The sequence below is a fragment of the Terrabacter sp. NPDC080008 genome (assembly GCF_040702505.1).
Classification (GTDB): Bacteria; Actinomycetota; Actinomycetes; order Actinomycetales; family Dermatophilaceae; genus Terrabacter.
Genome location: NZ_JBFBLC010000005.1, coordinates 17,867 through 40,913, shown reverse-complemented (window position 1 = coordinate 40,913; position 23,047 = coordinate 17,867). Strand labels below are relative to the sequence as shown.

At 71.8% G+C, this 23,047-nt stretch carries 20 protein-coding genes and 1 tRNA gene; 6 read left to right on the top strand and 15 right to left on the bottom strand.

Annotated elements, in window-relative coordinates; translation table 11 throughout:
- Window positions 1-81 precede the first annotated feature (81 nt).
- The 6 genes from AB0316_RS14825 to AB0316_RS14800 all read right to left on the bottom strand — a co-directional run bounded on the left by AB0316_RS14825 (window position 82) and on the right by AB0316_RS14800 (window position 6,824).
- Entirely contained in the window at window positions 82-2,523 is a 2,442-nt protein-coding gene (locus AB0316_RS14825; protein WP_366273802.1) for a hypothetical protein, read from the bottom strand.
- An 11-nt stretch (window positions 2,524-2,534) separates the two neighbouring features.
- Window positions 2,535-3,191: a peptidoglycan-binding protein gene (locus AB0316_RS14820; protein ID WP_366273801.1), complete on the bottom strand. Its 657-nt coding sequence runs from the start codon at window positions 3,189-3,191 to the stop codon at window positions 2,535-2,537.
- A gap of 476 nt (window positions 3,192-3,667) precedes the next feature.
- Window positions 3,668-3,796: a hypothetical protein gene (locus tag AB0316_RS14815; protein ID WP_366273800.1), complete on the bottom strand. Its 129-nt coding sequence runs from the start codon at window positions 3,794-3,796 to the stop codon at window positions 3,668-3,670.
- 24 nt (window positions 3,797-3,820) lie between these two features.
- Entirely contained in the window at window positions 3,821-4,963 is a 1,143-nt protein-coding gene (locus AB0316_RS14810; protein WP_366273799.1) for an alkaline phosphatase family protein, read from the bottom strand.
- The gene (locus tag AB0316_RS14805) at window positions 4,960-6,249 is read right to left on the bottom strand and encodes an alkaline phosphatase family protein (protein ID WP_366274069.1); all 1,290 of its coding nucleotides are present in this window, start codon (window positions 6,247-6,249) and stop codon (window positions 4,960-4,962) included. Before AB0316_RS14805 ends, AB0316_RS14810 begins: the two co-directional genes overlap by 4 nt.
- A gap of 499 nt (window positions 6,250-6,748) precedes the next feature.
- Window positions 6,749-6,824 (bottom strand) — tRNA-Ala (locus AB0316_RS14800).
- Window positions 6,825-7,101: 277 nt separating this feature from the next.
- Between AB0316_RS14800 and corA the strand changes: the two genes are divergently transcribed.
- The 4 genes from corA to AB0316_RS14780 all read left to right on the top strand — a co-directional run bounded on the left by corA (window position 7,102) and on the right by AB0316_RS14780 (window position 12,466).
- The gene (corA, locus tag AB0316_RS14795; protein ID WP_366273798.1) at window positions 7,102-8,247 is read left to right on the top strand and encodes a magnesium/cobalt transporter CorA; all 1,146 of its coding nucleotides are present in this window, start codon (window positions 7,102-7,104) and stop codon (window positions 8,245-8,247) included.
- A 45-nt stretch (window positions 8,248-8,292) separates the two neighbouring features.
- Window positions 8,293-9,132, top strand: coding sequence for a DUF72 domain-containing protein (locus AB0316_RS14790; RefSeq protein WP_366273797.1), 840 nt, complete (start codon window positions 8,293-8,295; stop codon window positions 9,130-9,132).
- 77 nt (window positions 9,133-9,209) lie between these two features.
- Window positions 9,210-11,312: a phosphate acetyltransferase gene (gene pta / locus AB0316_RS14785; protein ID WP_366273796.1), complete on the top strand. Its 2,103-nt coding sequence runs from the start codon at window positions 9,210-9,212 to the stop codon at window positions 11,310-11,312.
- Window positions 11,309-12,466 (top strand): acetate kinase, encoded by a 1,158-nt coding sequence (locus tag AB0316_RS14780; protein WP_366273795.1) that lies wholly within the window; start codon window positions 11,309-11,311, stop codon window positions 12,464-12,466. Before pta ends, AB0316_RS14780 begins: the two co-directional genes overlap by 4 nt.
- On the opposite strand, the gene AB0316_RS14775 is transcribed toward AB0316_RS14780, so the two are convergent.
- Complete coding sequence (locus tag AB0316_RS14775; RefSeq protein WP_366273794.1) at window positions 12,467-13,336, bottom strand: SDR family oxidoreductase; 870 nt, start codon at window positions 13,334-13,336, stop codon at window positions 12,467-12,469.
- Window positions 13,337-13,400: 64 nt separating this feature from the next.
- Between AB0316_RS14775 and AB0316_RS14770 the strand changes: the two genes are divergently transcribed.
- A complete protein-coding gene (locus AB0316_RS14770) occupies window positions 13,401-14,633 on the top strand; it encodes an AI-2E family transporter (RefSeq protein ID WP_366273793.1) in 1,233 nt (410 codons plus the stop codon).
- A gap of 2 nt (window positions 14,634-14,635) precedes the next feature.
- Here the strand turns inward: AB0316_RS14770 and AB0316_RS14765 are convergent, their stop codons facing one another.
- The 3 genes from AB0316_RS14765 to AB0316_RS14755 all read right to left on the bottom strand — a co-directional run bounded on the left by AB0316_RS14765 (window position 14,636) and on the right by AB0316_RS14755 (window position 16,988).
- A complete protein-coding gene (locus AB0316_RS14765) occupies window positions 14,636-15,457 on the bottom strand; it encodes an alpha/beta fold hydrolase (protein ID WP_366273792.1) in 822 nt (273 codons plus the stop codon).
- 151 nt (window positions 15,458-15,608) lie between these two features.
- Entirely contained in the window at window positions 15,609-16,106 is a 498-nt protein-coding gene (locus AB0316_RS14760; RefSeq protein WP_366273791.1) for a MarR family winged helix-turn-helix transcriptional regulator, read from the bottom strand.
- Between the two features lie 51 nt (window positions 16,107-16,157).
- A complete protein-coding gene (locus AB0316_RS14755) occupies window positions 16,158-16,988 on the bottom strand; it encodes a helix-turn-helix transcriptional regulator (RefSeq protein WP_366273790.1) in 831 nt (276 codons plus the stop codon).
- Between the two features lie 131 nt (window positions 16,989-17,119).
- Here AB0316_RS14755 and AB0316_RS14750 point away from each other — a divergent pair, with 131 nt between their 5' ends.
- Window positions 17,120-17,473: a nuclear transport factor 2 family protein gene (locus AB0316_RS14750; RefSeq protein ID WP_366273789.1), complete on the top strand. Its 354-nt coding sequence runs from the start codon at window positions 17,120-17,122 to the stop codon at window positions 17,471-17,473.
- A gap of 65 nt (window positions 17,474-17,538) precedes the next feature.
- Here AB0316_RS14750 and AB0316_RS14745 read toward each other — a convergent pair whose 3' ends face one another.
- The 5 genes from AB0316_RS14745 to glp all read right to left on the bottom strand — a co-directional run bounded on the left by AB0316_RS14745 (window position 17,539) and on the right by glp (window position 23,046).
- Window positions 17,539-18,708 carry a hypothetical protein gene (locus AB0316_RS14745; protein ID WP_366273788.1) on the bottom strand — a complete coding sequence of 390 codons (1,170 nt, stop codon included), beginning with the start codon at window positions 18,706-18,708 and terminating at the stop codon, window positions 17,539-17,541.
- A 70-nt stretch (window positions 18,709-18,778) separates the two neighbouring features.
- Window positions 18,779-19,333 (bottom strand): GNAT family protein, encoded by a 555-nt coding sequence (locus tag AB0316_RS14740; protein WP_366273787.1) that lies wholly within the window; start codon window positions 19,331-19,333, stop codon window positions 18,779-18,781.
- Between the two features lie 80 nt (window positions 19,334-19,413).
- Window positions 19,414-19,914, bottom strand: a complete 501-nt coding sequence (locus AB0316_RS14735) for a molybdenum cofactor synthesis domain-containing protein (RefSeq protein ID WP_366273786.1) — start codon at window positions 19,912-19,914, stop codon at window positions 19,414-19,416.
- Window positions 19,907-20,404, bottom strand: coding sequence for a cyclic pyranopterin monophosphate synthase MoaC (gene moaC / locus AB0316_RS14730; protein WP_366273785.1), 498 nt, complete (start codon window positions 20,402-20,404; stop codon window positions 19,907-19,909). The genes AB0316_RS14735 and moaC overlap by 8 nt, the downstream gene beginning before the upstream one ends.
- The gene (gene glp, locus AB0316_RS14725) at window positions 20,404-23,046 is read right to left on the bottom strand and encodes a gephyrin-like molybdotransferase Glp (RefSeq protein ID WP_366273783.1); all 2,643 of its coding nucleotides are present in this window, start codon (window positions 23,044-23,046) and stop codon (window positions 20,404-20,406) included. The genes moaC and glp overlap by 1 nt, the downstream gene beginning before the upstream one ends.
- Window position 23,047: the final 1 nt, after the last annotated feature.

Below are 23,047 nucleotides of genomic sequence, written 5' to 3'. Positions count from 1 at the left end.
CCGGGGCGCCATCGCAGGTCCTGCGGGACGCGCGGGCTGGGCAAGCACCTCGGGAGGATGCGCCCGCCCAGCCCCGCGCGTCTAGGGAGTGGAGCCGCCGCTCGGGACCGGGGAGGCGGTGGCCCCGCCAGCCGCGACCGAGGGACCGGTCGTGCCCGTGGGCACCGCTGTCGAGGGATCCGGCGAGGCCGTGGAGCCCGTGGACGGTGGCGCGCTGCCCTGCTCCGACGGGGTGGGACCGGGCTCGACGGTGGCGCTCGTGGCGCCCTGGCCCGTGGGCGGGGCCGTCGAGGCCGTCGAGGCCGTCGAGGCCGGTGGCGTAGTGGCCGGTGGCGTCGTGGAGGCCGACTGGCTGGTGGACGGCGTGGTCGCGCCAGGCGTCGGGGTTGCTGACTGCGCGGGGAACAGGGCCCTGATCTGGTTCTGGTAGGCCAGGAGCTTGGAGCGGATCTGGTCCAGCGGGAGGTTGTCGACGGAGCCCGCGAACGCCGAGATCTGGCGCCACAGCGCGTCGAGGCGCTGGCGGGTCTCGGGGGTGAGCTCCGCAGGCACCGTCAGGACGAGCTGCTGCGCCAAGGCGTAGGTCACGCACTGGGCGCAGGAGTAGTTGACCGCACCTGAGACGTTCTGCGGGATCGCGACGCGGGCGTCCCCGGTGATGAGAACGACCTGGAAGGCCACAGCCACCGTCTTGCAGCCGCGGCAGCTGGCGAAGGCGTACGCCTCGTTGGAGTTGGCGACGGTGCTGCCGTCGGCCCAGACGAGCGCGAAGGCGACGTCGTAGAGAATCGAGCCGTCGGTCGTGTTGACGGCCAAGGCCTGGTTGTCGCCGGCCCCGGGCGCGCCCGGGCGGTTGAACGGGAACACCCAGGCCGGGGTCGCCGTCTCCTGCCCGCTCGCGGTCTTGGGAACCAGGACCAGGGCGAGCGCCGGGTGGTCCTTCGTCGGGGGAACCGAGGTCGAGGCCCACACGGAGCGCTGTCCCTCGACGACCTGCCCGTCCGAGAGGGCGGCGCCACGCGTGAAGCCGGCCGCACTCAGGCCGTCCACGACGGTGCCGTGCTCGAAGGGCTGGACCGGGCGGTAGCGGTTGGCGTCGGGCCACCAGGCCCAGGCGAGCCCCGCCGCAACGGCGAGCACGAGCAGCCCGGCGAGGGCGCGGCGTCCGGGCCGGCCCACGGTCTTGCGCCACAGCGACAGCACGACCGTCCTGACCAGCCGGGCCAAGACCAGGAGCGAACCGAGCACGGGCAGGCAGACGGCCACGACCGCCAGCGCCCTGACGGCCACACCGACGAGATCGCCGCCGGACCAGTCGGCCCCAAGGGCGTGCGCCTGCTTCACCACGCTGCTCCACGCCGTGCCGAGCACTCGGGGCAGCGCCAGCACCATGAGGACGAGGGTGGCGAGCAGCAGCGGCACGATGACGAGCACCCACGCGGTGACCACCGCCCTCGCCCACCGCTTGAGCTCCGTCGCCCGGGGTTCGGGTTCGCGGCCGGGCACGAGGCTGCGCAGGGTCGGCCCGATCCGCGAGGCGAGGTCCGGCACGCCCGTCAGGTCGGCCAGCACGTGGTAGCCGTCGAAGCGGACCATGGGCGCCAGCTGGCGGACCATCTGCAGCAGCTGGGCTGCGAGGATCAGCAGGAGCGCATCCCACCGCGTGGTGAACCAGACGGCGAACATCGCCACGGCCACCAGCGCATTGAAGTAGAGCCCCCCGAGGTCCACCCGCAGGCGCCCGGCGCGACCGAGTCGGTAGCTGTCGGTCACGTCCGTGTAGAAGGCCGGCCACACGAGGTAGAGCCCGGTGCCCATGGCGCCGGGCGTCGCGCCGCCGTAGCGACAGGCCGACGCGTGCCCGAACTCGTGGAAACCTGCCGAGAAGATGGTGATGACGAAGACGACGACGAGCAGCAGGGGCTGGTCGAACGCCTGGTGCGTCGCCGAGGCCAGGCCCTTGGTGAACAGGACCCAGCCCGAGACGAGGGCGAACGCCACCAGGACCACCACGACGAGCGCCGGTGCGAACAAGGCCGCGAAGGGGGCGGTCAGGCGTCGGGTCACCGCAGGGTCGGACACCACCCAGCGGAAGCGGAGCGCGAGCAGCGGGTTCGCCTTCCTCAGCGCCGGTTCCGACCCGTCGGCGTTGCACACGAGACCCAGCGGCCGCAGCCGCGTCTCGACGAGCTGCTGGACGTCGCCGGGGGCGAGACGTCGCCCGTAGGCGGTGCTGACCCGCTCGGCCACCTCGGCAGGAGTGCGGCGACCGTCGATCGCCTCGAGCACCAGGTACAACAGCGGCGTGAGCTGGACGGTCTGCCCGTCGGGCCGTCGCACGAGTGCCGGCGGGTTGCGGTAGCCCGAGCCCGTCGCGGTCCCCAGCAGCTCGACGCCAGCAGTGCGCGCGGGAGGCCGCTCCACCTGGTCGACAGCCGGGCCCACGCCCGCGGACGACGGGGCCGAGGCGTCGGAGGAGGTCGCCGGCCCCGAAGCCCTGTCGTCCGCTGACGTGACGGTCACGGTCTCACCGTCTACTGCTGGATCTCGGAGGTCTGGTCCGCCGTGGCCTGCGCGGTCCCGGCCAGGTGCTGGGTGATCGAGCCCTGCTGGTCCGCGATGGAGGTCGCCTCGGAGCCCACCGAACCGACGTTGGCCGAGACCGAGGCGTCGATCGGCGCGGCGACGTTGGCGTTGGCGGCCACGGCACCGTCGATCGGGGCGGCCAGCTTCGCGTCCGCGGCAGCGTTGACGTCGATGTTGAGCAGGTTGCCGCTGAGCGCCGAGGACGCTGTGGGCGCGGTCGTCGTGCCCGCGTCCGGGGTCGCCGTCGTCGCGGTCGACGGGTCCGTCGCACCGGCGTCCGGCGTGGCCTGGTCGATCGTGCTCTGCTGCGGCGCGTGCGCCACTGCAGACCCCGACAGGTCCTGGTTGATGTCCACACCCTGGTGGGCGACTGCTGCGTCGGCGGAGCCGACGGACAGGATGTTGGCGCCCACGGCCCCGTTGATCGGTGCGGCCACGTTGGCGTTCGCCGCCACACCGAGGTCGATCGGGGCGGCCACGTCGAGGGCGAGGTTGAGGTCGGCGTTGAGGTCGAGGAGGGACATCACCTCCTTGTCCGGGAGGGCCGTCCCCCCTTCGGCGGCCAGCTCCTCTGCGGACAGGGGCGGCAGTTCGGCTTCGCTCATCACTGTCTCCGTTCCGGCACGTGCGTGTGCCCGGCACTTGGTTGCGGTGGAGCACCCATACCCGGCCATTCCGCCACACCAACGGGGCGGAAACAGGAAGAGAGACCGGACGAAAAGCGTGTCCGTTCTCTCTGGCCTTGGTGGAGCTGAGGGGATTCGAACCCCCTGCCTTCTCATTGCGAACAGGTGCGGGGTCCTGATCGTGCTCGTCTTGGTGCTGCGCATGCGTTACGTCGGCACCCTTGGTGGGTGGGACCTCGCTGAGCGGGCCCTGAAGAGGAGCCGACTCTCGAGGTGGGCAGTGGTCCTCTGCGGGGCTGTGCCCCGCGCTTTTCTGCGCCGCAGGCGCAGCTTGAGCCAGTACAGAAACTCCTCACGGCTTGGACGTCCGGCCCGCAGGCCTCCTTCGCGGGTCGGTCACCGAGGGGCATCCCGTGCGACTACAGGCGGGCATGGCGTACGCCGGTGGAGGGTTCCTAGGGTTCCTGCACGGGGCGGTCGCGTCGGCCGGCCATCCGGGCCTCCACGAGGGCGCACCCGAAGAGCAGGCCGGCCAGGGCCACAGTCACGAGCACGGTGTCCAGGATTCCTTCGTCAAGGCCCACCGTTCGACCCTTCGTGTTGCCTGGTCATGGCTGGTTCCAGCCGCTGTTGTAGACGTCGAGGCCGAACCGGTTCAGCCCCGCGGTCTGTGCGTAGCCGAGGTAGGGCAGCCGGAAGATGTCCTCGATGGAGGCCAGCAGCGAGTAGTGGTTGTAGCTGGTGGTGCTCCACGTGTTCGGCTTGACGTAGCGGGAGAGGACGAGCGCGCCGATGCGGCCGCCGCCGAGGCCGGTGATGCCCGGCAGCGCAGCATTGGGGCCCGGGCCCTCGTTACAGCAGGCGGTCGCATCGCTTTGGGGGCCGTCGGACTCGTCGGCGGTGATGACGAGCATCCCGTCGGCCTTGTAGGCCGGGGAGTTGAGGATCTTGGGGACCCAGACCTTGAGCCAGTCATCGACGCTGGTCAGGCCGCCGGGCTGGCCGTCGACGCACGGGGAGTCGTGCCCGTCGTGGCACAGGTTGGGGGTGATGTAGCTGAGGTTCGGGGTCGTGGTCGCCGAGGCCAGGTCCGTGGTGAGCGCGTCGAGACCCACGACGTGCTGGGCGCAGGTGGGTGAGGCGGTGATGGAGGAGAAGTACATGAAGGGGTTGTGCCGCACGGCGTACTGGTTGCCGGCGGTGGCCTTCTGCGTCGGGTCGACGGTGTCGATGGCGGGATGGAGGCACGGGGTGGCCATGTCCTCCATGTAGCCCTTCCACGTCAGCTTCTGGGCGTTCAGCTGGTCGGTGAGGTTGGGGACCGAGGTGGGGAAGACGCAGCCGCTGCCCACGGCCTGGCCGGGGGCAGCGGTGCCGGTGCCGGCGAACTGGGAGTAGACCTGGCAGTCGGACTGCATCTGGTCGTTGGGGCCCTGGCCGGAGATCTGGGCGACGTAGTTGGGCTGGGAGTTGTGCGCGGTGCCGTAGTACGTGTTGAGCAGCACGCCCTGGGAGCGCAGCGTCTGCGAGAGGTACGGGGCGGCGGAGCCGGCGCCCCAGGTCTTGTCGTAGCCCTTGTTCTCGATGTTGATGACGAAGACGTGCTTGATCGGGGGCACGTATGCCGCCGTGCTCGTTGCGGCGCCGCTGGGGCTCGACCCGACCAGGCCCAACCCGAGGAGGGCGAGCGCTGCGATAGCGGTGGCGAGGACGCCGCGTCGCGCGGGCATGAGGCGGTGGGGGCGGGTCACGGGAGGCTCCATCCGTCGGCGAGGGCTTTGGTCTTCAGGTCCGGCCACTCGGCCTGCTCGGGGCCGGTCACAACGGCGGGCGTGCAGGCGGTGGCGGTGAACGGCGGCACCGTGAACCTGGGCGCGGTGAGGTTCGGCGCAGACGAGAAGTCGAGGACCTCGGCGATGTTGCGCGCGTTCGTGTCGCGGGGCGTGAGCGGCTGCAGGCCCCAGCGCCACTCGATCGCCTTGAGGATCGAGGTGTGGTCGTAGGTGTTGTGGGCCACGAAGCCTCGGCGGGCCCGCGGGGAGACCATCAGGGCCGGGACGCGGAAGCCGCGCAGGGAGGTGCTGCCGCTGGTGTCCGGGGCGGTGCCGGGTGCGACGTGGTCGTAGAAGCCGCCCCACTCGTCGAAGTTGACGACCAGCAGCGTCCGTGACCAGTTCGGGCTCGAGGTGACCGCCTCGTAGACCTGATTCAGGAACTGCTCCCCGGCCCGGATGTCGGCGTGCGGGTGGTCGTCGCTCGACGAGCCGGAGCTCTCGTCCATGAACCTCGGGTCGATGAACGAGACGTCGGGCAGCGTCCCCGCGGCAGCGTCCGAGAGGAAGGTCGCGAACGGCTTGGAGATCGGCAGGTACTTCGTGCCCCACAGCGCGACGAACGGGACGTCGGAGTAGTAGTAGCGACCGGTCCGTCCTGCGGCGGCGAGGCGGTCCCAGATTGTCGGCAGCGTCGAGGTGGCGGTCGAGTTGTGGATCCGGTCGGTCTGCGCAGCATGCATGTAGAACCGGTTCGGGTAGGTCTCGGCCATCACCGCGGAGAAGTACCCGTCGCACATCGTCCAAGCCGGCGCGGCCTGCCCCAGGAACGCCAGGTCGGCCTGCTGGTAGTAGCCGATCGGGAGCAGGTCGTCCTCACCGGCACGGAGCCAGCCGTCGGCCTTGCCGCCGTTGAACTGGATCAGCCCACCCTCCTGCGAGTGGTCCGGGTCGTTGTGGCCGCAGCTCGCGAACTCGGTGAGGTGGTGGGTGGAGCGGGCGACGCCATAGCGGTCGACGTAGCTCAGGCCCGCCTGCTTGCCGTTCGCCCCGGGCAGCCAGCCCATGAGGTGGTCGAAGGAGCGGTTCTCCATCATCACGACCACGACGTGGTCGATGCCCGAGGTGCCGGGGGCCGGAAGGGCCACCGCAGCATCGGCCGATTCGGGGCGGACCACCGAGGACCCGCCCGAGAGGGCCAGTGCACCTCCGGCTGCCGCGGCGGTGCCGAGGAGCCGTCGTCGCGTCAGTTGCCGTCGCGTCATCTTCACCCGCCCGACGCTAAGGGCCGTGTAGGCGACACCCCAAAGCCGGGACGTGTATCTCACGCGGCGTTCACCAAGAGTTCGCTCAAGAACGTCGGAATGGTGAGTTGCGACACATGACCGGGAGTCAGTAAGCCTGAAATCTGCTCTGCCACAGAGGATTTGGGGATACCGCGGTGAAGCTCCTCCTCAGTAGCGCAACGTTGGCTGGTGCAACGCCCGGGGTTCATGGTCCGTACTGAGCCGCATCCACGAGGGCATCGTCACCACGGAGCCCTGGGAGTCGACCGTGCCTTGACGGCCATCTCATGAGTTGGTGCCGAGGAGAGCCAGCGACCAGTCTCATGGAACACGCGGGAAGGTGGATGCATGATCTGGACGTGGGTGCTTGCCGTCGAGCCCGCTCACCTCGGGGCACACCGACGGGAGACCGGCGGATGACAAAGGGAGAACCCCGCCCCCTCCTGCGTGTTTCTGCAGGTGGGACGGGGTTTCTCGGTGGTGGAGCTGAGGGGATTCGAACCCCTGGCCTTCTCATTGCGAACGAGACGCGCTACCAACTGCGCCACAGCCCCAACGTGCGAAGGAACGATAACACCACGCCGACCGGCACACCCAATCGACCCGGCAGCACGCCTCGGGACCCCGCCCCCGCCCTCACGCGCCGGGCTACACTCCAGGCAGCGACGGCATACAGCCGGTCGCGTGACGACGGCAGGGAGGTGGGCGCCATGTGCGGCGAGCCTCCCAGTCATACAGCCGGCGAGAGCTGACCGCTCGGGCTCCCTGGGGGCGCCGCGGCGCTTCTCGTCGTGATGACCGCCTGCCCCTTCGTCCCTCACGGGAGTCGTCATGTCCGAGCGCCCTCGCAACCCCATCCGCACCCTTGCCGGTCGCGTCCGCCGCCCCGCGCCCGCTCCGGACGTCCACCCGAGCTCCCAGGCGGCCGCCTCGCCGCGGCAGCACCGCCGCCCCGGCGCCAGCATGGTCGACAGCGCCATCTACGTCGCCGGCCGGCGCGTCGCGTCGCCTGCGACGCTCGCCGAGACCTTCCGGGGCCTGCGCGAGCAGGACGGTTCCGTCGGCTGGATCGGCCTCTACCGACCGACGCAGGACGAGCTGGCAGCGCTGGCCGGTGAGTTCGACCTGCACGAGCTCGCCGTCGAGGACGCCATCGTGGCCCACCAGCGGCCCAAGATCGAGCGCTACGGCGAGACCCTCTTCGTCGTGCTCCGGGCGGCGCGCTACGTCGACGCGGCCGAGGAGGTCGAGTTCGGCGAGCTGCACCTCTTCGTCGGCCCCGACTTCGTCATCACCGTGCGCCACAGCGAGGCGCCCGACCTCTCGGCGGTGCGCCGACGTCTCGAGAGCGACCCCGAGCTGCTGGCCCGGGGGCCCGAGGCCGTGCTCTACGCGATCCTCGACCGCGTCGTGGACGGCTACGTCCCCGTCGTGCGCGGGCTGCACAACGACATCGACGAGATCGAGACCGAGGTCTTCCGGGGCGACCCGGCCGTGTCACGGCGCATCTACGAGCTGAGCCGCGAGGTCATCGAGTTCGAGCGGGCCGTGCGCCCGCTCACGACCGTCATCCAGTCCCTCTCCGACGGCTTCGAGAAGTACGGCACCGACGAGGAGCTGCGGCGCTACCTGCGCGACGTCGAGGACCACCTCACGCAGGTCCGCGAGCAGGTCGAGGGCTTCCGCCACCTGCTGCGCGACATCCTCACGGTCAACGCGACCCTCGTGGCCCAGAAGCAGAACGAGGAGATGAAGCAGCTCACCGAGGCGAGCATGGACCAGAACGAGGAGGTCAAGAAGATCTCGGCGTGGGCCGCGATCCTCTTCGCGCCCACGCTCATCGGCACCGTCTACGGGATGAACTTCGACGAGATGCCCGAGCTGCACTGGCGCTTCGGCTACGCCTTCGCCCTGGGCATGATGGCCCTGGTCAGCGCCGCGCTCTACGGCATCTTCAAGGGACGTCGCTGGATCTAGCAGTCCCGGAACGGCGTGACCCCGGACGGCGGGTACGAGGTGGGCATGGCTCGAGCACGGATCGGCGTCTCCGGGTGGCGCTACCCCTCGTGGCGCGGCGACTTCTACCCCAAGGGCCTCCCGCAGCGCCTCGAGCTGACCTACGCCGCCGAGCGGATGACCTCCATCGAGATCAACGGCTCCTTCTACTCCCTCCAGCGCCCGAGCTCGTATGCCGCCTGGCGGGCCGCCGTGCCCGCCGACGTCGACTTCGCGGTCAAGGGCGGTCGGTTCATCACCCACATGAAGGCGCTGCGCGACGTGGAGACCCCCCTCGCCAACTTCTTCGCCAGCGGGGTGCTCGCGCTCGGCCCCCATCTCGGCCCGGTGCTGTGGCAGCTGCCCGCCCGCCTCGAGTTCGACCCCGACCGGCTGCGCGCCTTCTTCGAGCTGCTCCCCCGCTCCACGGCCGCGGCGGCCCAGCTGGCCGAGAAGCACGACGACAAGCTCAAGGAGGGCCGCATCCTCACCACGTGCGAGGTCGACGTCCCGATGCGGCACGCCCTCGAGCCGCGGCACGAGAGCTTCGACACCGAGGAGGCGCGGGCACTCTGCTCGGAGTTCGATGTCGCGATGGTGATCGCCGACAGCGCCGGCACGTGGCCGGTCATGGACGATGCCACGAGCGACTTCCGCTACGTGCGACTGCACGGCGAGACCCAGCTCTACGCCAGCGGCTACACGGACGAGTCGCTCGACCGGTGGGCCCGCACGTGTGGCCACTGGATGGAGCAGGGGCACGACGTGCACGTCTACTTCGACAACGACGCCAAGGGGCATGCACCTCACGACGCGGTGCGCCTGCTCCAGCGCCTCGGGGTGCCCACGGCGGCCGGGCCGCAGTGACTCCCGTGGCGTACGCCTGCTCCGGGGTCACAGGGACCTTCCCGGCCGTCCGCGGGCGCGCCCGATAGGTTCCACGTGTGAGCCGAAGCGTCTACGTCGCCTCCCCGGAGGGCCTCACGGGCAAGTCCGCCGTGGCCCTGGGCCTGCTCGACGCCCTGGTCCGCGAGGTCGGGTCGGTGGGGGTCTTCCGCCCGCTGACCACGCTGGGCGGCAGCGGCCCGGACGACGAGGTCGACCACATCGTCGAGATGCTCGTGAGCCAGCCGGGGATCGAGCAGACCTACGAGGAGGCCCTGGGCGTCACCTACGCCGAGGCCCACGACGACCTCGACGAGGCGCTGCACCGGATCGTCGAGCGCTTCGGCGCCCTCAGCGCCCGCTTCGAGGTCGTGCTCGTCCTCGGTTCCGACTACACCGACGTCTCGACGGGCACCGAGCTGTCATTCAACGCCAGGGTCGCGGCCGACCTCGGCTCGGCGGTGGTCCTCGTGGTCCACGGCCGGGACCGCACGCCCGAGCAGATCCGCGTCGCAGCAGAGACCGCGGTGGCCGAGCTGCGCGCCAACCACGCCCAGACCGTCGCGGTGGTCGCCAACCGCGTCGACCCGGACGCCGTCGACGCCGCCCGCACCGCGCTCGACGGCCTCCCCTTCCCCGTCACCGCCGTGATCCCCGAGAACCCGCTGCTGTCGGCGCCGAGCTTCCGGGCTCTCGCAGACCACATCAGCGCCCGGCTCGTCCTCGGCAGCGAGTCGTGGATGGACCGCGACAGCCTCGGCCTCATCGTCGCGGCGATGAGCCTGCCCAACGTGCTGGCCCGACTGACCCCCGACGTCACCGTCATCGCCCCGAGCGACCGCACCGACCTCATCCCGGGCCTCATGCTCGCACACCAGTCCGGCACCTTCCCGACGCTCGCCGGCATCATCTTGACCGGCGGATACCCCATCCCCGAGACGATCGCGCGCCTGTCCGCCGGCGTGCAGCAGGACCTGCCGATCGCGCTGACCGACGACGGCACGTTCCGCACCGCGGAGCAGCTCATGCAGGTGCGCGGCCCGATGACGAAGAGCTCGCGCAACAAGATCGAGACGGCGCGTCGCCTCTTCGCCGAGAGCGTCGACCAGGCCGCGCTGCTCGCTGCCGTCGACGTGTCGGCCTCCGAGGTGCGCACCCCGCTGATGTTCGAGTTCCAGCTCATGGAGCGCGCCCGCTCCGACCGCCGGCACATCGTGCTGCCCGAGAGCCAGGACGACCGCATCCTTCAGGCGGCGGACGTGCTGCTGCGCCGCGGCGTCGCCGACCTGACCCTCCTCGGTGAGGAGACGAAGGTGCGGGCGCGGGGCTCGGCCCTCGGCCTCGACCTCGACGCCGCAACCGTCGTGTCGCCCACCGATCCCGAGCTCGTCGAGCGCTTCGCGCAGGAGTATGCCGTCGCCCGCGCCCACAAGGGGATGACCGTCGAGCGTGCCCGGGAGGTCGTCACCGACATCGCGTACTTCGGCACGATGATGGTGCACCTCGGCCTCGCCGACGGCATGGTGTCGGGCGCCGCCAACACGACCGCCCACACCATCCGGCCCGCCCTCGAGTTCATCCGGACGGCCGAGGGGGTCGAGACCGTCTCGAGCGTCTTCCTGATGTGCCTCGCCGACCGGGTGCTCGTCTACGGCGACTGCGCCGTGATCCCGGACCCGACGGCCGAGCAGCTCGCCGACATCGCGATCTCGTCGGCGCAGACCGCGGAGCAGTTCGGCATCGAGCCGCGCGTCGCGATGCTGTCCTACTCGACCGGCTCGAGCGGCTCGGGCGCCGAGGTCGAGAAGGTCCGTGCCGCAACGCAGCTCGTGGCCGAGCGTGCGCCCGACCTCGCCCTGGCAGGGCCCATCCAGTACGACGCGGCCATCGACCCGGTCGTCGGTCGCGCCAAGATGCCCGACTCCCCCGTAGCCGGCCACGCCACGGTCTTCGTCTTCCCCGACCTCAACACCGGCAACAACACCTACAAGGCGGTGCAGCGCAGCGCGCACGCCGTCGCCATCGGCCCGGTGCTGCAGGGCCTGCGCAAGCCGGTCAACGACCTGTCACGCGGGGCGCTCGTCGACGACATCGTCAACACCGTGGCCATCACGGCCGTGCAGGCCCAGGCCACCTCGAACCAGCAGGGAGAGCAGCGATGACCGAGTCCACCCGTGAGCGACCGGTCCTCGTCCTCAACGCCGGCTCGTCGTCGCTCAAGTACCAGCTCGTCGTCCCCGAGACCGGCGAGGTGCGCGCCCGCGGGCTCATCGAGCGCATCGGTGAGTCGGGCAGTGACGTGCCCGACCACTCCGCCGCGCTCCAGACCATGGCCGAGCGCCTGCGGGACGAGGGGGTCGACCTCGACGAGCTCTCGCTGCGGGCGGTCGGCCACCGCGTCGTCCACGGCGGACCCGACTTCTCCGAGCCGGTGGTCATCGACGACGCCGTCCTGGACCGCATCCGGGAGCTGAGCGCCCTTGCGCCGCTTCACAACCCCGCTGCCGCCATCGGCATCGAGGCTGCCCGCAAGCGCTTCGACGTGCCGCACGTCGCCGTCTTCGACACCGCCTTCTTCTCGTCCCTGCCGCCCGAGGCGTCGACGTATGCCGTGCCCCGCGACCTCGCCGAGAAGCACCAGATCCGCCGCTACGGCTTCCACGGCACCTCCCACCAGTACGTCGCCCACGCAACCGCCGACCTGCTCGGCCGACCGGTCGAGGAGCTGCGCCAGGTGGTGCTCCACCTCGGCAACGGGTGCTCGGCCTCTGCCGTGCGAGGCGGGCGAGCGGTCGACACCTCCATGGGGCTCACGCCGCTCGAAGGGCTCGTCATGGGCACCCGCTCGGGCGACGTCGATCCCGGGCTCCACGCATACCTCGGCCGCGAGGCGGGGCTCTCGCTCGAGGAGATCGACACGCTGCTCAACAAGAGGTCGGGAGTGCTGGGCCTCAGTGGCGTCAACGACTTCCGCGAGCTCGAGCACCGGTTGGCGGCCGGCGACCCCGATGCCCAGCTGGCCTTCGACGTCGTGGCCCACCGGCTCAAGCACTACGTCGGTGCCTACGTGGCGATCCTCGGCGGCATCGACGCGCTCGTGTTCACCGCAGGGGTCGGCGAGAACAGCATCTCCGTGCGCGCCGCCGTCACCGAAGGGCTCGAAGCCCTGGGCATCACCGTCGACCGCGCGCGCAACGCCGCCCGCTCCACGACCGCCAGAGTCATCTCGCCGGCCGGGGCGAGCGTCGCCGTCGCCGTCGTGCCGACGAACGAGGAGCTCGCGATCGCCCGGCAGACCGCCGACCTCGTCGGCTGATCAGGTGCGCTGCTGCGCCTCGAGGTACTCCCGGAGGGAAACGGGCCGGCGACCGGTGAGCCGCTCGACGTCGCCGCTCACCCCGTCGAGCTCACCGCGCGCGACGGCCGTGTAGGTCGACACCCAGGCGTCCAGCTGCCAGTCGGGTGCGCCGTAGGCCGCGCGCGACGCGTACGCCTCCTCGAGCGTCTCGTCGTGGAAGCGCACGTCGCGACCGGTCACCTCGCTGACCACCTGCGCCATGTCGGCGAACGTGAGCGCCTCGGGACCGGTGAGGTCGTAGGTGGCGCCCGCGTGCGCCGCGGGCTCGCGCAGCACGACGGCCGCCACCCTCGCGATGTCCTCGTGCGCGATGACCGCGGCGCGGCCGCTGTCCGCCGGCCCCCTGATGACGCCGTCGTCGCCGACCATCTGCTCGACGAACTCGAGGTAGAGGTTGTCGCGCAGGAAGGTCCAGTCCAGGCCCGAGGTCCGGATGTGCTCCTCGGTGGCCGCGTGGTCCCGGGCGAGCGTGAAGGTCGCGTCGGCCGCGGCGCCGAAGAAGGACACGTAGACGACGTGGTGCACCCCGGCAGCGGCCGCTGCGTCGACGAAGGTCCTGTGCTCCTCGAGGCGGTCGGCGTTCTCCGCCGCGGACACCATGAAGAGCGTCTCGACGCCCTGGAGGGCCGCTCGCGCTGCCTCGCCGTCCGCGTAGCTGCACCGCGTCGCGGTGGATCCCGTCAGCTGCGGCGCCCGCGTGACGTCGCGCACGAGCAGCCGCTGACGCAGGCCCTGCGATGCCAGGTCGCGGGCCACCAGGCCGCCCAGCCACCCGGTCGACCCGGTGACGGCCAGGGTGGGGGACGCCTCGTGCGCCGGTCTGCTCATGACCTGAGCGTAGGCAGCCGCGGGGCTCCGCGCACCAGCCTGCCCGACGGCATACGGTGGGACGGTGACTCACAACCCCGGTGACCGCTCCGGCACACTGCCCGACGCGGCAGCACCCCTCCCCCGTCCTGCCGGCGACGCCCTGGCAGCCTCCGTCGACGGCCGCTCGGACATCCCCCACCGCGAGCTCCCGGGCATCGAGGCCGCGGCCGTGCCGCCGGGCATCCGGGTCGCCGCCGACTGGTCGTGGCGCCTGCTGCTCATCGGCGCCTTCGTCTACCTGCTCTCGATGGCCCTTCGCACGGTCTCCGAGATCATCGTTCCCGTCGCCATCGCCCTGCTGCTCACCGCGCTGCTGCGCCCGGTGGCCACCCGTCTGCAGCACTGGATGAAGCCGGGAGCCGCGGCCGGCCTCACCCTGGTGGGCACGATCATCCTCGTCAGCGCCCTCTTCACGATGGTCGGGTCGCAGTTCAGCAGCGGTTTCGCGGACCTCACGAGTCAGGTCTCGACCGGGCTTGAGACCGTGAGGGACTGGGTGCGGACGACCTTCCGCATCACGGACGCGCAGTTCAACAGCTACTTCGACACCATCCGCCAGCAGGTCAGCAGCTCGGGCAACCTCGGCGACACCGCGACGTCGCTGGGACTCACCGCCACCCACTTCGTCGCCGGGCTGTTCATCGCGCTCTTCTCGCTCTTCTTCTTCCTCTACGAGGGACCGCGCATCTGGCACTGGGTCACCGGGCTGTTCCCGCGGGCGATGCGCACCCGCATCGACAGCTCGGGCGTCATCGCCTGGGGCCAGATGTCCTCGTTCGTGCGGGCGACGCTCATCGTCGCGCTCGTCGATGCCATCGGCATCGGTGTCGGCGCCGCGATCCTCAAGGTGCCCTTCGCCTTCGCCATCGGCATCCTCGTGTTCATCTTCGCGTTCATCCCGATCGTCGGGGCGCTGCTCTCCGGCGCGGTCGCGGTGCTGCTGGCGCTCGTGGCCCACGGCCTGGGCATCGCCCTGATCATGCTCGCCGTCGTCATCGGCGTGCAGCAGCTCGAGGCGCACGTGCTCCAGCCGTTCCTGCTCGGGAAGGCCGTCAGCGTCCACCCGCTCGCCGTCATCCTGGCCATCGCCGCCGGCTCGGTCATCGCCGGCATCGTCGGCGCCCTCGTGGCCGTGCCGTTCGCCGCCGTGATCAACGCGGTCGGCAAGCACCTCTTCGGCGACGAGACCCAGCAGGAGCTCGACCGCGAGATGCAGGAGTCCGCCGACGACGGAGGCGCGCCCGCGAACGCCTGATCTCAGGCGGTCGCGCCGCACGCCTCGGCGACGAAGGCGTCGACCGCGGCGTTCCAGGCAGCGGGCTGCTCCATGTTCGGGTAGTGCGCGCCGTCCGGGACCTCCTCGTAGCGGCCGCGCCGCACCCCCGCCGCCAGGCGGCGACCCATGTCGCGGTGGTCCCTCGAGTCGAGGGCGCCGCACAGGGCCAGCACGGGCACGTCGATCTCGCCGAGGCGGTCCCAGGCGTCCTCGACCGGTTGCGGCATCACCGCGTCGGGGCTGGCGTGACGGGCAAGCGTGTCGGTGAGCATCCGGCGGCAGCGCGCGACCGTGTCACCCCCGACCTCGTCCATCGAACGCTGCGGTCCGGCGCAGAAAGCGAGGCTGGCCTCGACGTAGGCCTGGGCATCGCGCTGGGCGATGGACCGCTGCCACTCCTCGAGGATGCCCAGCACCCACGGGTCGGAGAAGGTGGGCGCACTGGTGCCCGTGCCGCTGACGACGATCGCGCGGACGGCGTCCGGGTGCTCGAGGGCGGTGTCGGTCGCCGCGCCCCCGCCCATCGACACTCCCACGAGGATGGCGGGACCGGCGTCGAGGTGGCGCACGAGGGCGGCGACGTCGTCGCAGTGGCGGATCGGCACGTCCAGGGTCGAGGCCAGGCCGTGGCCGCGCAGGTCGGGCACGACGACGCGGTGCGTACGCGCCAGCACGGGAACCTGGTCGTCCCACATCCGGTGGTCCAGCCCACCGCCGTGGAGCAGGACCACCAGCCCGTCCCCGCGGTGCGGACCCGTGTCGGTGTAGGTGAGGTGGCCGTTGTCGAGTTCCAGTCGGTGCACGATTCCGCTCCTGTGTCGTGTCGATGTTCGGTCGAGCAAGTGGTCGGCAGTGGTCGGCCAGTGGTCGGCCAGTGGTCGGACAGTGGTCGGACAGTCGGTGAGGACGGGCCGGGAGACGCCCTCGTCCCGTTCGTCGGGGCCGCGCCCGGCGTCAGCGAGCGCCGGCGCGGTCGACGGCCGCGACGTCAGGGTGCGGCACGGTGGCGCCCGAGCCGGCGAGCCTGCGCACGCCCGCCGTCAGGCGCTCGAGCACTGCGGCGCAGCGCATGAGGTCCTCCTCGCCGATTCCTGCCGTCGCAGCCTCCAGGTTCGCCGCCTCCACGGCGCGCAGGGAGGCGAAGACGGAGCGGCCGTGTGTCGTCACCGCCACGAGCCGGGAACGCGCGTGGGCCGGGTTGTCGCGCAGCTCGAGGTGGCCGAGGCGCACGCCGTCGTCGACGACCTTCTGCACGCCCTGTCGAGTGACGAGCAGGGCCCGCCCGAGGTCGGGCACGGTCTGCGGTCCATCGTCGAGCAGCAGCTCCAGGATCGCCCGGAGCGGCAGCGTCAGCTCCGTGCCGACGAGCAGGTCCGCCACGGCATGCGCTGAGTACTGGTGCAGCGGGCGGACCTGGCGCAGGACGGCATACGCTGCTGCACTCCGGATCATGACAACTAAGTTGTCATATCGTGGAGGACTAGCGCAAGGCCCTTACCGCGCTCAGCGCGAGCCGAGGAGCTGCTGGGTGCGCGCGTCAGCGGGCAGGAACGTCTCGAGGTGGAGGTCCTCGAGCGTCGCGTCCGTCGCAGTCTCGAGACGGGCGCTGACGCTGAAGAAGCGCAGGAGCGCCCCCCCGACCTCGAGCTCCAGGGCGAGCACCGGTCCCACCTCCGCGAGCGGCCGCGCGGTCGCGGCACGCAGATAGCCGGCGGCCTCGTCGGCCAGCTCGTGCAGCACCGGGTCGTGTGTGTGCTCCGCGCGACCGCGCACCTGGTGCAGCAGGTGGGCAGCCCACTGCTCGAGGTTGCGGATGCGCGGCGCCAGCCCTCCCGGGTGGAGGCTGAGCCGGACCACGTTGATGGGCGGCTCGAGCAGGCACGGGTCGCACCCCTGGAGGAGCACGTCCACGACGGCGTTGGCGTCGACGACGTCCCAGTGTCCGTCGAGCAGCAGCGCCGGATACGGCTGGTGCGCGTCGAGCAGCTGCCGCAGCCCGTCCATGACGGGGGCGAGCTCGGCGTCCTCGAGCCCGCGCGGGTGGTGGCGGGGCGCGTAGCCTCCGGCGAGCAGCAGGGAGTCGCGTGACCGGAGCGGGACCTCGAGCTGCTCGGCGAGCCGCTCGATGAGCTCCGGGCTGGGCTGCGCGCGCCCCGTCTCGACGCAGCTGAGGTGCCGGGTGCTGACGCCTGCCCGGGACGACAGCTCGAGCTGGCTCAGTCGGCGTCGCTCGCGCCAGGTGCGCAGCAGCTCGCCGACGGTCGGCGCCTGGGGCGCCCCGGACGTCGTGACCCCACGGGCGGAGCGTGGGGGGCGGGTGTGCGTCGTCGTCACGGCGTGCAGCGTACGGCCGGTCGGGTGACCGCGCCACGACCGGCCATGACCTCGGAGGTCATCGACGCCATGACCGTCGGCCGGTGAGGCTGTCGCCGTCAGAGCACACCGATCAGGCTAGGAGCCATCCCATGAGCGACATCGTCCGCACCTACCTCGACACCTGGAACGCCACCGACGCCGACGCCCGGCGCACCCTGCTCGAGGCGCACTGGTCGCCGACCGTCACCTACACGGACCCGATGGCCGAGGCGTCGGGGCACGACGGCATCGACACGCTCGTCGGCGGCGTGCAGGCCCAGTTCCCGGGCTTCGTCTTCACGCCGGTCGGTGAGCCGGACGCCCACCACCGCCAGCTGCGGTTCCAGTGGGGCCTCGGGCCCGAGGGCGCGGAGCCGGTTGTCGTCGGTTTCGACGTCATCGTGCTCGACGACCGGGACCGCATCACCGACGTGCGCGGCTTCCTCGACCGGGTGCCCTCCTGAAGGCCCGCCCGGGGGCGTATGCCGCGGGCTGCGTCCCCGGGTCGCCTCCGTCGCGGAGGTGCCGGCTACTGGGAGACGGCGCGCCGCGCGAAGAGGGCGCGGTCGTCGAGCTCGTCCGCCTCCTCGGCGAACTCGGGGGTGTCGAAGACGTCGGCCGGGATCCCGGAGTCGGTCCAGCGCGGCTCCGCCTTCGCCTTGAGGACGTACGTGGGCGGCGGCACCGGGACGGGGCTCCAGCTGCCCTGGGGCGCCTGCTCCGCGGCCGGGGCGGGCGCCGGCACCGGCACGGGGCCGGTGGACAGGGCCTGCACGTCGAAGACGCCCCGCGGGACCTCGTGGGCGCGGACGGCCATGTTGCCGTCCCCGGCGGGCTGCGCCGCCGCGCCGGTCACGCTCTGGAGCGCCATGACGGTGCTGCGGATGACCTGGGTGTCCTCGACGGACAGCACCGGCACGGACAGCCGCTCCGGAGCCTCGTGGCCCCGGCTGTCGCGGCCGGAGCGGTTGTGACGCTGCGGGGCGGGACGGCGTGCCTGCGGGCCGGGCTGGCGCCGTGCGGCGCCCTCGTCGCCCGCGACCGTGCGCAGTCGGTCGGCGCGCGCCTCTGCACGGAGCCAGACGACGACGGCCACGAAGGTCAGGACCGCGAAGGGCACCGAGACCCACATGAGCACGCCGGTGACAGTCAGCACGATCGACACCGGGAGCCAGAGCAGCGCCAGGAGCAGCAGCAGGGCCCGCAGCCTCCGCTGGGAGACCGGCACCGGTGCGACGACCGGTGCCGCACCGGGTCGGCCGGACCGCACGGGTCCGGTCGTCGGGCGTGCGGTCTGGGGCATGGGGTCCACCTCGGCGTCGGGGGCGATGTCTCGGTCGGTGCGGTGCAGGACGGGCCCGGCACCTGCGTGGGCGGTCCAGGCGCTGGGCACCTCGGCGTTGACCCGCCGGGCCACGAGCGGCGAGCTGCGTCGGCCGGCACCGGCGGGCACGGCCCGCTTGACGTCGACCGTGGCGCGTACGGCGACTGCGGGCTTGACGGCATACGAGTGGGGGCGCGGGGTGCTGAGGTCGGCGACAGGCAGGGCCGGCCGCTTCTCGAGCACGCGCATCGCCTCGGAGAAGTCCTCCATGGACCGGGTGGCCGCGGCGTCCTCACGGCGGCGCGCCCAGTGCTGCACGAGATAGGCGGCCCAGATCGCCACGATGACGACGAAGACGAGGCTGCTGACGGGCACGGCACCAACCGTAGGCCGAGGCGGAGCGCGCACCCGGCACATTCGAGGTGTGTCGCGCAAGAGGCTGCTGTTACAGATGTGACAGACGAGCCATGAGGGTCGATCCGGCCAGGTCCTCGGTGGTAACGGCGAAGGACCGGTGGTCGCGCCAGGCCCCGGCGATGTGGAGGAAGCGTCGACGCACGCCCTCGTCGCGCAGGCCGAGCCGCGCGACCACCCCGAGCGAGGGCTCGTTGTCGAGTCGGATGTTGACCTCGACGCGGTGCAGGCCGCCGGGCCCCAGGGCGTGGTCGATGGCGAGGGCCACGGCGCGGGTGGCGATGCCCCGGCCCGTCATCGAGTGGTCGAGCCAGTAGCCCACGGCCGCCGACTGCTGGGCGGCCCGCACGATGCCGAAGAGGTGGACCTGGCCCACGATGCGACCGCCGACCTCGATGCACCACGGCAGTGAACGGTCGGCGCGCGCCTCGGCGTCGAGGTCGTGCACGAACTGGCGGAAGCTCACGGTGGGCCGCGCCGGTGCCTCCGGCGGCAGGGTCGGCTCCCACGGCTGGACGTGGTGGGCGTTGTCGCGGCGCACCCGCTGCCACTGCGCCTCGTCCTCGACCCGGAGCGGGCGCAGCACGATCGCAGGCTCCCGCGTGGCGTCGCCAAGGACGATCGGCCACGGCGCCGACTCGTCGCGGTGGCGACGCCAGGGCGTCCTCATGCCGGGTGGTCGCTGCCCGGGATCTGGTCGAGGGCGTGGCCCAGCACCGGCTCGAGCACGTCGAGCGCATCGCCGACCCCGCCCCGGGACCCCGGGAGGTTGGCGACGAGCGTGCGTCCGGCCAGGCCGACGAGCCCGCGGGAGAGCATCGCCGTCGGAACCCCCTTGGCGATCCCCGCCGACCGGATGGCCTCGGCCACGCCGGGGACGAGGCGATCGAGCAACGGCGCGGTCTGCTCCGGGGTCACGTCGGTGGGCGTCAGTCCGGTGCCTCCCGTCGTGAGCACGAGATCGGGCTCGCTGGCCAGCACCTCGCGCAGCGCCATGCCGAACTCGTCGCCGTCGGGCACGACGACGGGTGCTCCGACCTCGAAACCCCAGCCGTGCAGGCGTTCGACGATGACGGGACCGGACCGGTCGGGATAGACCCCGGCTGCCGCGCGGGTGGAGACGGTGACCACGACGGCGCGGCGGCCGGCGCCGATGTGCTCACTCATGCCAGTCCCCCGACCGGCCCCCGGACTTGGCGGTGACCCGCACGTCGGTGATGCGGCCGTGCTTGTCGACGGCCTTGACCATGTCGATGAGCGCGAGCGCTGCGACAGAGACCGCAGTCAGGGCCTCCATCTCGATGCCGGTGCGGTCGGCGGTGCGCACGGTGGCGGTGATGTCGGCGCCGTCGTCGGCGACCGTGACGTCCACCTCGACGCCGTGCACGGCGATGGGGTGGGCGAGCGGGATCAGCTCAGGGGTGCGCTTGACGGCCTGGATGCCGGCGATGCGCGCCACGGCGAGCGCGTCGCCCTTGGGCACGCGCCCCGAGCGCAGGGCCGCCACGGCCTGCGGGCTGAGCAGCACCCGGCCGGCCGCGCTGGCCTCGCGAGCCGTGACGGCCTTGGCCGACACGTCGACCATGTGGGCGCTGCCGTCGGCCCGGACGTGCGTCAGCCCGGGCACCTGCTCGACAGGCTCGGTGGGCTGGGTCATCACGCCTCCGGGTCGAGCAGCAGGACGTCGACGACCTCACCGGCGACGAGCTCGGTGACGTCCTCGGGCACGACGAAGAGGGCGTTCGCGCGCGACAGGTCGGCCACGAAGTGCGAGCCCTGGCCTGCGACCGGCACCGCGACGAGCGTGCCCTCGGCCGAGCGCGAGACCAGCGCGCGGCCGAACTGGCGCCGGCCGCCGAACGACTCGACGCCGGAGATCAGGGTGGCCGGCCGCAGCCGGCGCTTCTCCGGCGTCAGGCGCATCAGCCGGCGCAGCGCCGGCCGGACGAAGACCTCGAAGGACACGAACGACGACACCGGGTTGCCCGGCAACGCGAAGAACGGCACCCGCCGGCCGCCCGGGCCGGTGAGGAGGCCGTAGCCCTGCGGCTTGCCCGGCTGCATGGCGACCTTGACGAAGTCGATCCCCTCGCCGGCCAGGGCGTTCTTGACGACGTCGTAGGCGCCCATCGACACGCCGCCGCTGGTGACGACCACGTCCGTCGTCGCGACGACCTCGTCGAGGAGCGCGATGAGGTCCTGCTCGGAGTCGCCGACCGCTCCCCGCATCTCCGCCGAGGCGCCGGCATTCACGGCCGCGGCCCACAGCATCGACGAGTTCGAGTCGTGGATCTGCCCGGCGCCCAAGGCTTCCCCGGGCGGCACCAGCTCGGAGCCCGTCGAGACGACGACGACGTGCGGCCGTCGGTGCACCTCGACCTCCGCGTGCCCGCAGGCCGCGAGGAGGGCGAGCGTGCGGGCGCCGACCACGGTGCCGGCGGGCACGACGACGGAGCCGGACGTGACGTCCTCGCCGCGCGGCCTGACGTATCGGCCGCGCGTCACCGCGGTGCGGCACTCGACGTCGCCGGAGGCGGACCCGTCGGTGTCCTCGACGGCGATGACGGCGTCGGCACCCTCCGGCATCGGGGCGCCGGTCATGATGCGGGCGGCCTCACCCGGCCCCACGGAGAACGTGGGCTGCTCACCGGCAGCGACCTCGCCGACGATGCGCAGCCGAACCGGCGCGTCCGCGGCACCGGCGAGCGAGTCGGCGCGAACGGCATACCCGTCCATCGAGGAGTTGTCGAAGTGCGGGAGGTCGACCTTGGCGCGGACGTCGCGGGCGACGACGAGGCCGAGGGCCTCGGTGAGCGGGGTCCACTGGGTCGGGGCGGGCTCGAGCGTCGAGAGGATGGCCCGCAGGTGCTCGTCGACGGTGCGCACCTCGCCGGGTGCGACCGGCGGCGCCGCTGCACCGGCGGACACCTCGCCGAGGACGGCGTCGTCGAGGACGCGGCGGTAGCCGTCGATGAGCACGTCTCCCACGCAGCGCACGTTGCGTCCGAAGACCGGGTCGCCGATGACGCGCAGGCTCGTGCAGTCCCGCATCGACGGCACACCCCGAGGGAAGCGCTTCTCGAAGCCGGACACGAAGCGGTAGGCCGAGTCGAGGTCGACGTAGGGCTCCGGGCCGTCGACGGCCGCGACGACGTGGAAGCTCTCGTCGAGCGAGAAGAAGTCGGAGCGGATCACGAGCAGGTCGTTCGTCGTCTTGACCGGGCGGAAGCGGGTGCGCGGCACGAGGATCGCCTCGGACCCCTCGAAGACCTCGATCGCCGTGCCCATCGCCGACTCCATCTGGATGACCTCGGGCGAGCTCGGGTCGGCGGGGTCGACGTTCTTGCGGTTGACGATGATCGGCAGGCCGAGCACGCCCTGCTTCTGGGTCATCCGCTCGCGGAGCACCTCGAGGTCGACCCACACGTTGTTGGCGTTGAAGGTGTTGTGCCGCTTGATGTCCCGGAAGAAGCGCTCCTCCCCCTCGGCCACCATCGCGGTGTCGCGCAGCACGATGCGGCCGTCGGACTTGCGCACCGCCAGGTGCCCACCCTTGCGGTCGCTCTTCGTGCGCCGGCAGACCTCCGCGACGTAGGGCACGCCGTGCTCGACCATCCAGGCCGCGACGTCGGGGTCGCACGTGGCGCCGAGGTTGTCGGAGTTGGACAGGAACGCGTAGCGGATGCCCTTGGCCAGCAGGGCGTCGAGCACGCCGGAGGTGACGAGCGAGACGTAGATGTCGCCGTGGCCGGGCGGGCACCACTCGAGCTCGGGGTCCTTGGGCCACTTCACCGGCGTCAGGCCGTCGGGGCACAGCTTCGGCTCGGCGTTCTGGATGAAGTCCAGCGGGACGCCCTCGACGGGGAGGTCGGGGTACTTCTCGAGGATGGCGAGCGACTCCTCCGACGTGCGGAAGGAGTTCATCAGCACGAGCGGCAGCTCGACGTCCCACTGCTTGCGCAGGGCCAGCACCTGCAGGGCGATGATGTCGAGGAAGGTCAGGCCGTCCCTGACCTCGAGCGCCGACTTGGCGCCCGTCATGCCCATGCCGGTGCCGAGGCCGCCGTTGAGCTTGATGACCGCCGTCTTGGACAGGGCGGCACGCGCCTCCTCGTCGGAGACCTGCACCTCGCCGAGCGCCTGGATGTCACCGAGCGGCTCGATCGAGTCCTCCGGGATCGTTCCGAGGGCCCCGGCCTCCAGCTGCTCGAAGTAGTGCTCGAACACCCGGATGGCCTCGGGGCCCAGTCCCCGCTCACGCATCAGCTCGACGGACTCGCGCAGCCCCTGCTCACTCATG

Bases quoted from the DNA above. Each gene is read 5' to 3' on its own strand.
- AB0316_RS14820 (WP_366273801.1), bottom strand. From the start codon at position 3,191: ATGAGCGAAGCCGAACTGCCGCCCCTGTCCGCAGAGGAGCTGGCCGCC.
- AB0316_RS14805 (WP_366274069.1), bottom strand. From the start codon at position 6,249: ATGACGCGACGGCAACTGACGCGACGACGGCTCCTCGGCACCGCCGCG.
- corA (WP_366273798.1), top strand. From the start codon at position 7,102: ATGTCCGAGCGCCCTCGCAACCCCATCCGCACCCTTGCCGGTCGCGTC.
- AB0316_RS14790 (WP_366273797.1), top strand. From the start codon at position 8,293: ATGGCTCGAGCACGGATCGGCGTCTCCGGGTGGCGCTACCCCTCGTGG.
- AB0316_RS14780 (WP_366273795.1), top strand. From the start codon at position 11,309: ATGACCGAGTCCACCCGTGAGCGACCGGTCCTCGTCCTCAACGCCGGC.
- AB0316_RS14775 (WP_366273794.1), bottom strand. From the start codon at position 13,336: ATGAGCAGACCGGCGCACGAGGCGTCCCCCACCCTGGCCGTCACCGGG.
- AB0316_RS14760 (WP_366273791.1), bottom strand. From the start codon at position 16,106: ATGATCCGGAGTGCAGCAGCGTATGCCGTCCTGCGCCAGGTCCGCCCG.
- AB0316_RS14750 (WP_366273789.1), top strand. From the start codon at position 17,120: ATGAGCGACATCGTCCGCACCTACCTCGACACCTGGAACGCCACCGAC.
- AB0316_RS14735 (WP_366273786.1), bottom strand. From the start codon at position 19,914: ATGAGTGAGCACATCGGCGCCGGCCGCCGCGCCGTCGTGGTCACCGTC.
- moaC (WP_366273785.1), bottom strand. From the start codon at position 20,404: ATGACCCAGCCCACCGAGCCTGTCGAGCAGGTGCCCGGGCTGACGCAC.
- glp (WP_366273783.1), bottom strand. From the start codon at position 23,046: ATGAGTGAGCAGGGGCTGCGCGAGTCCGTCGAGCTGATGCGTGAGCGG.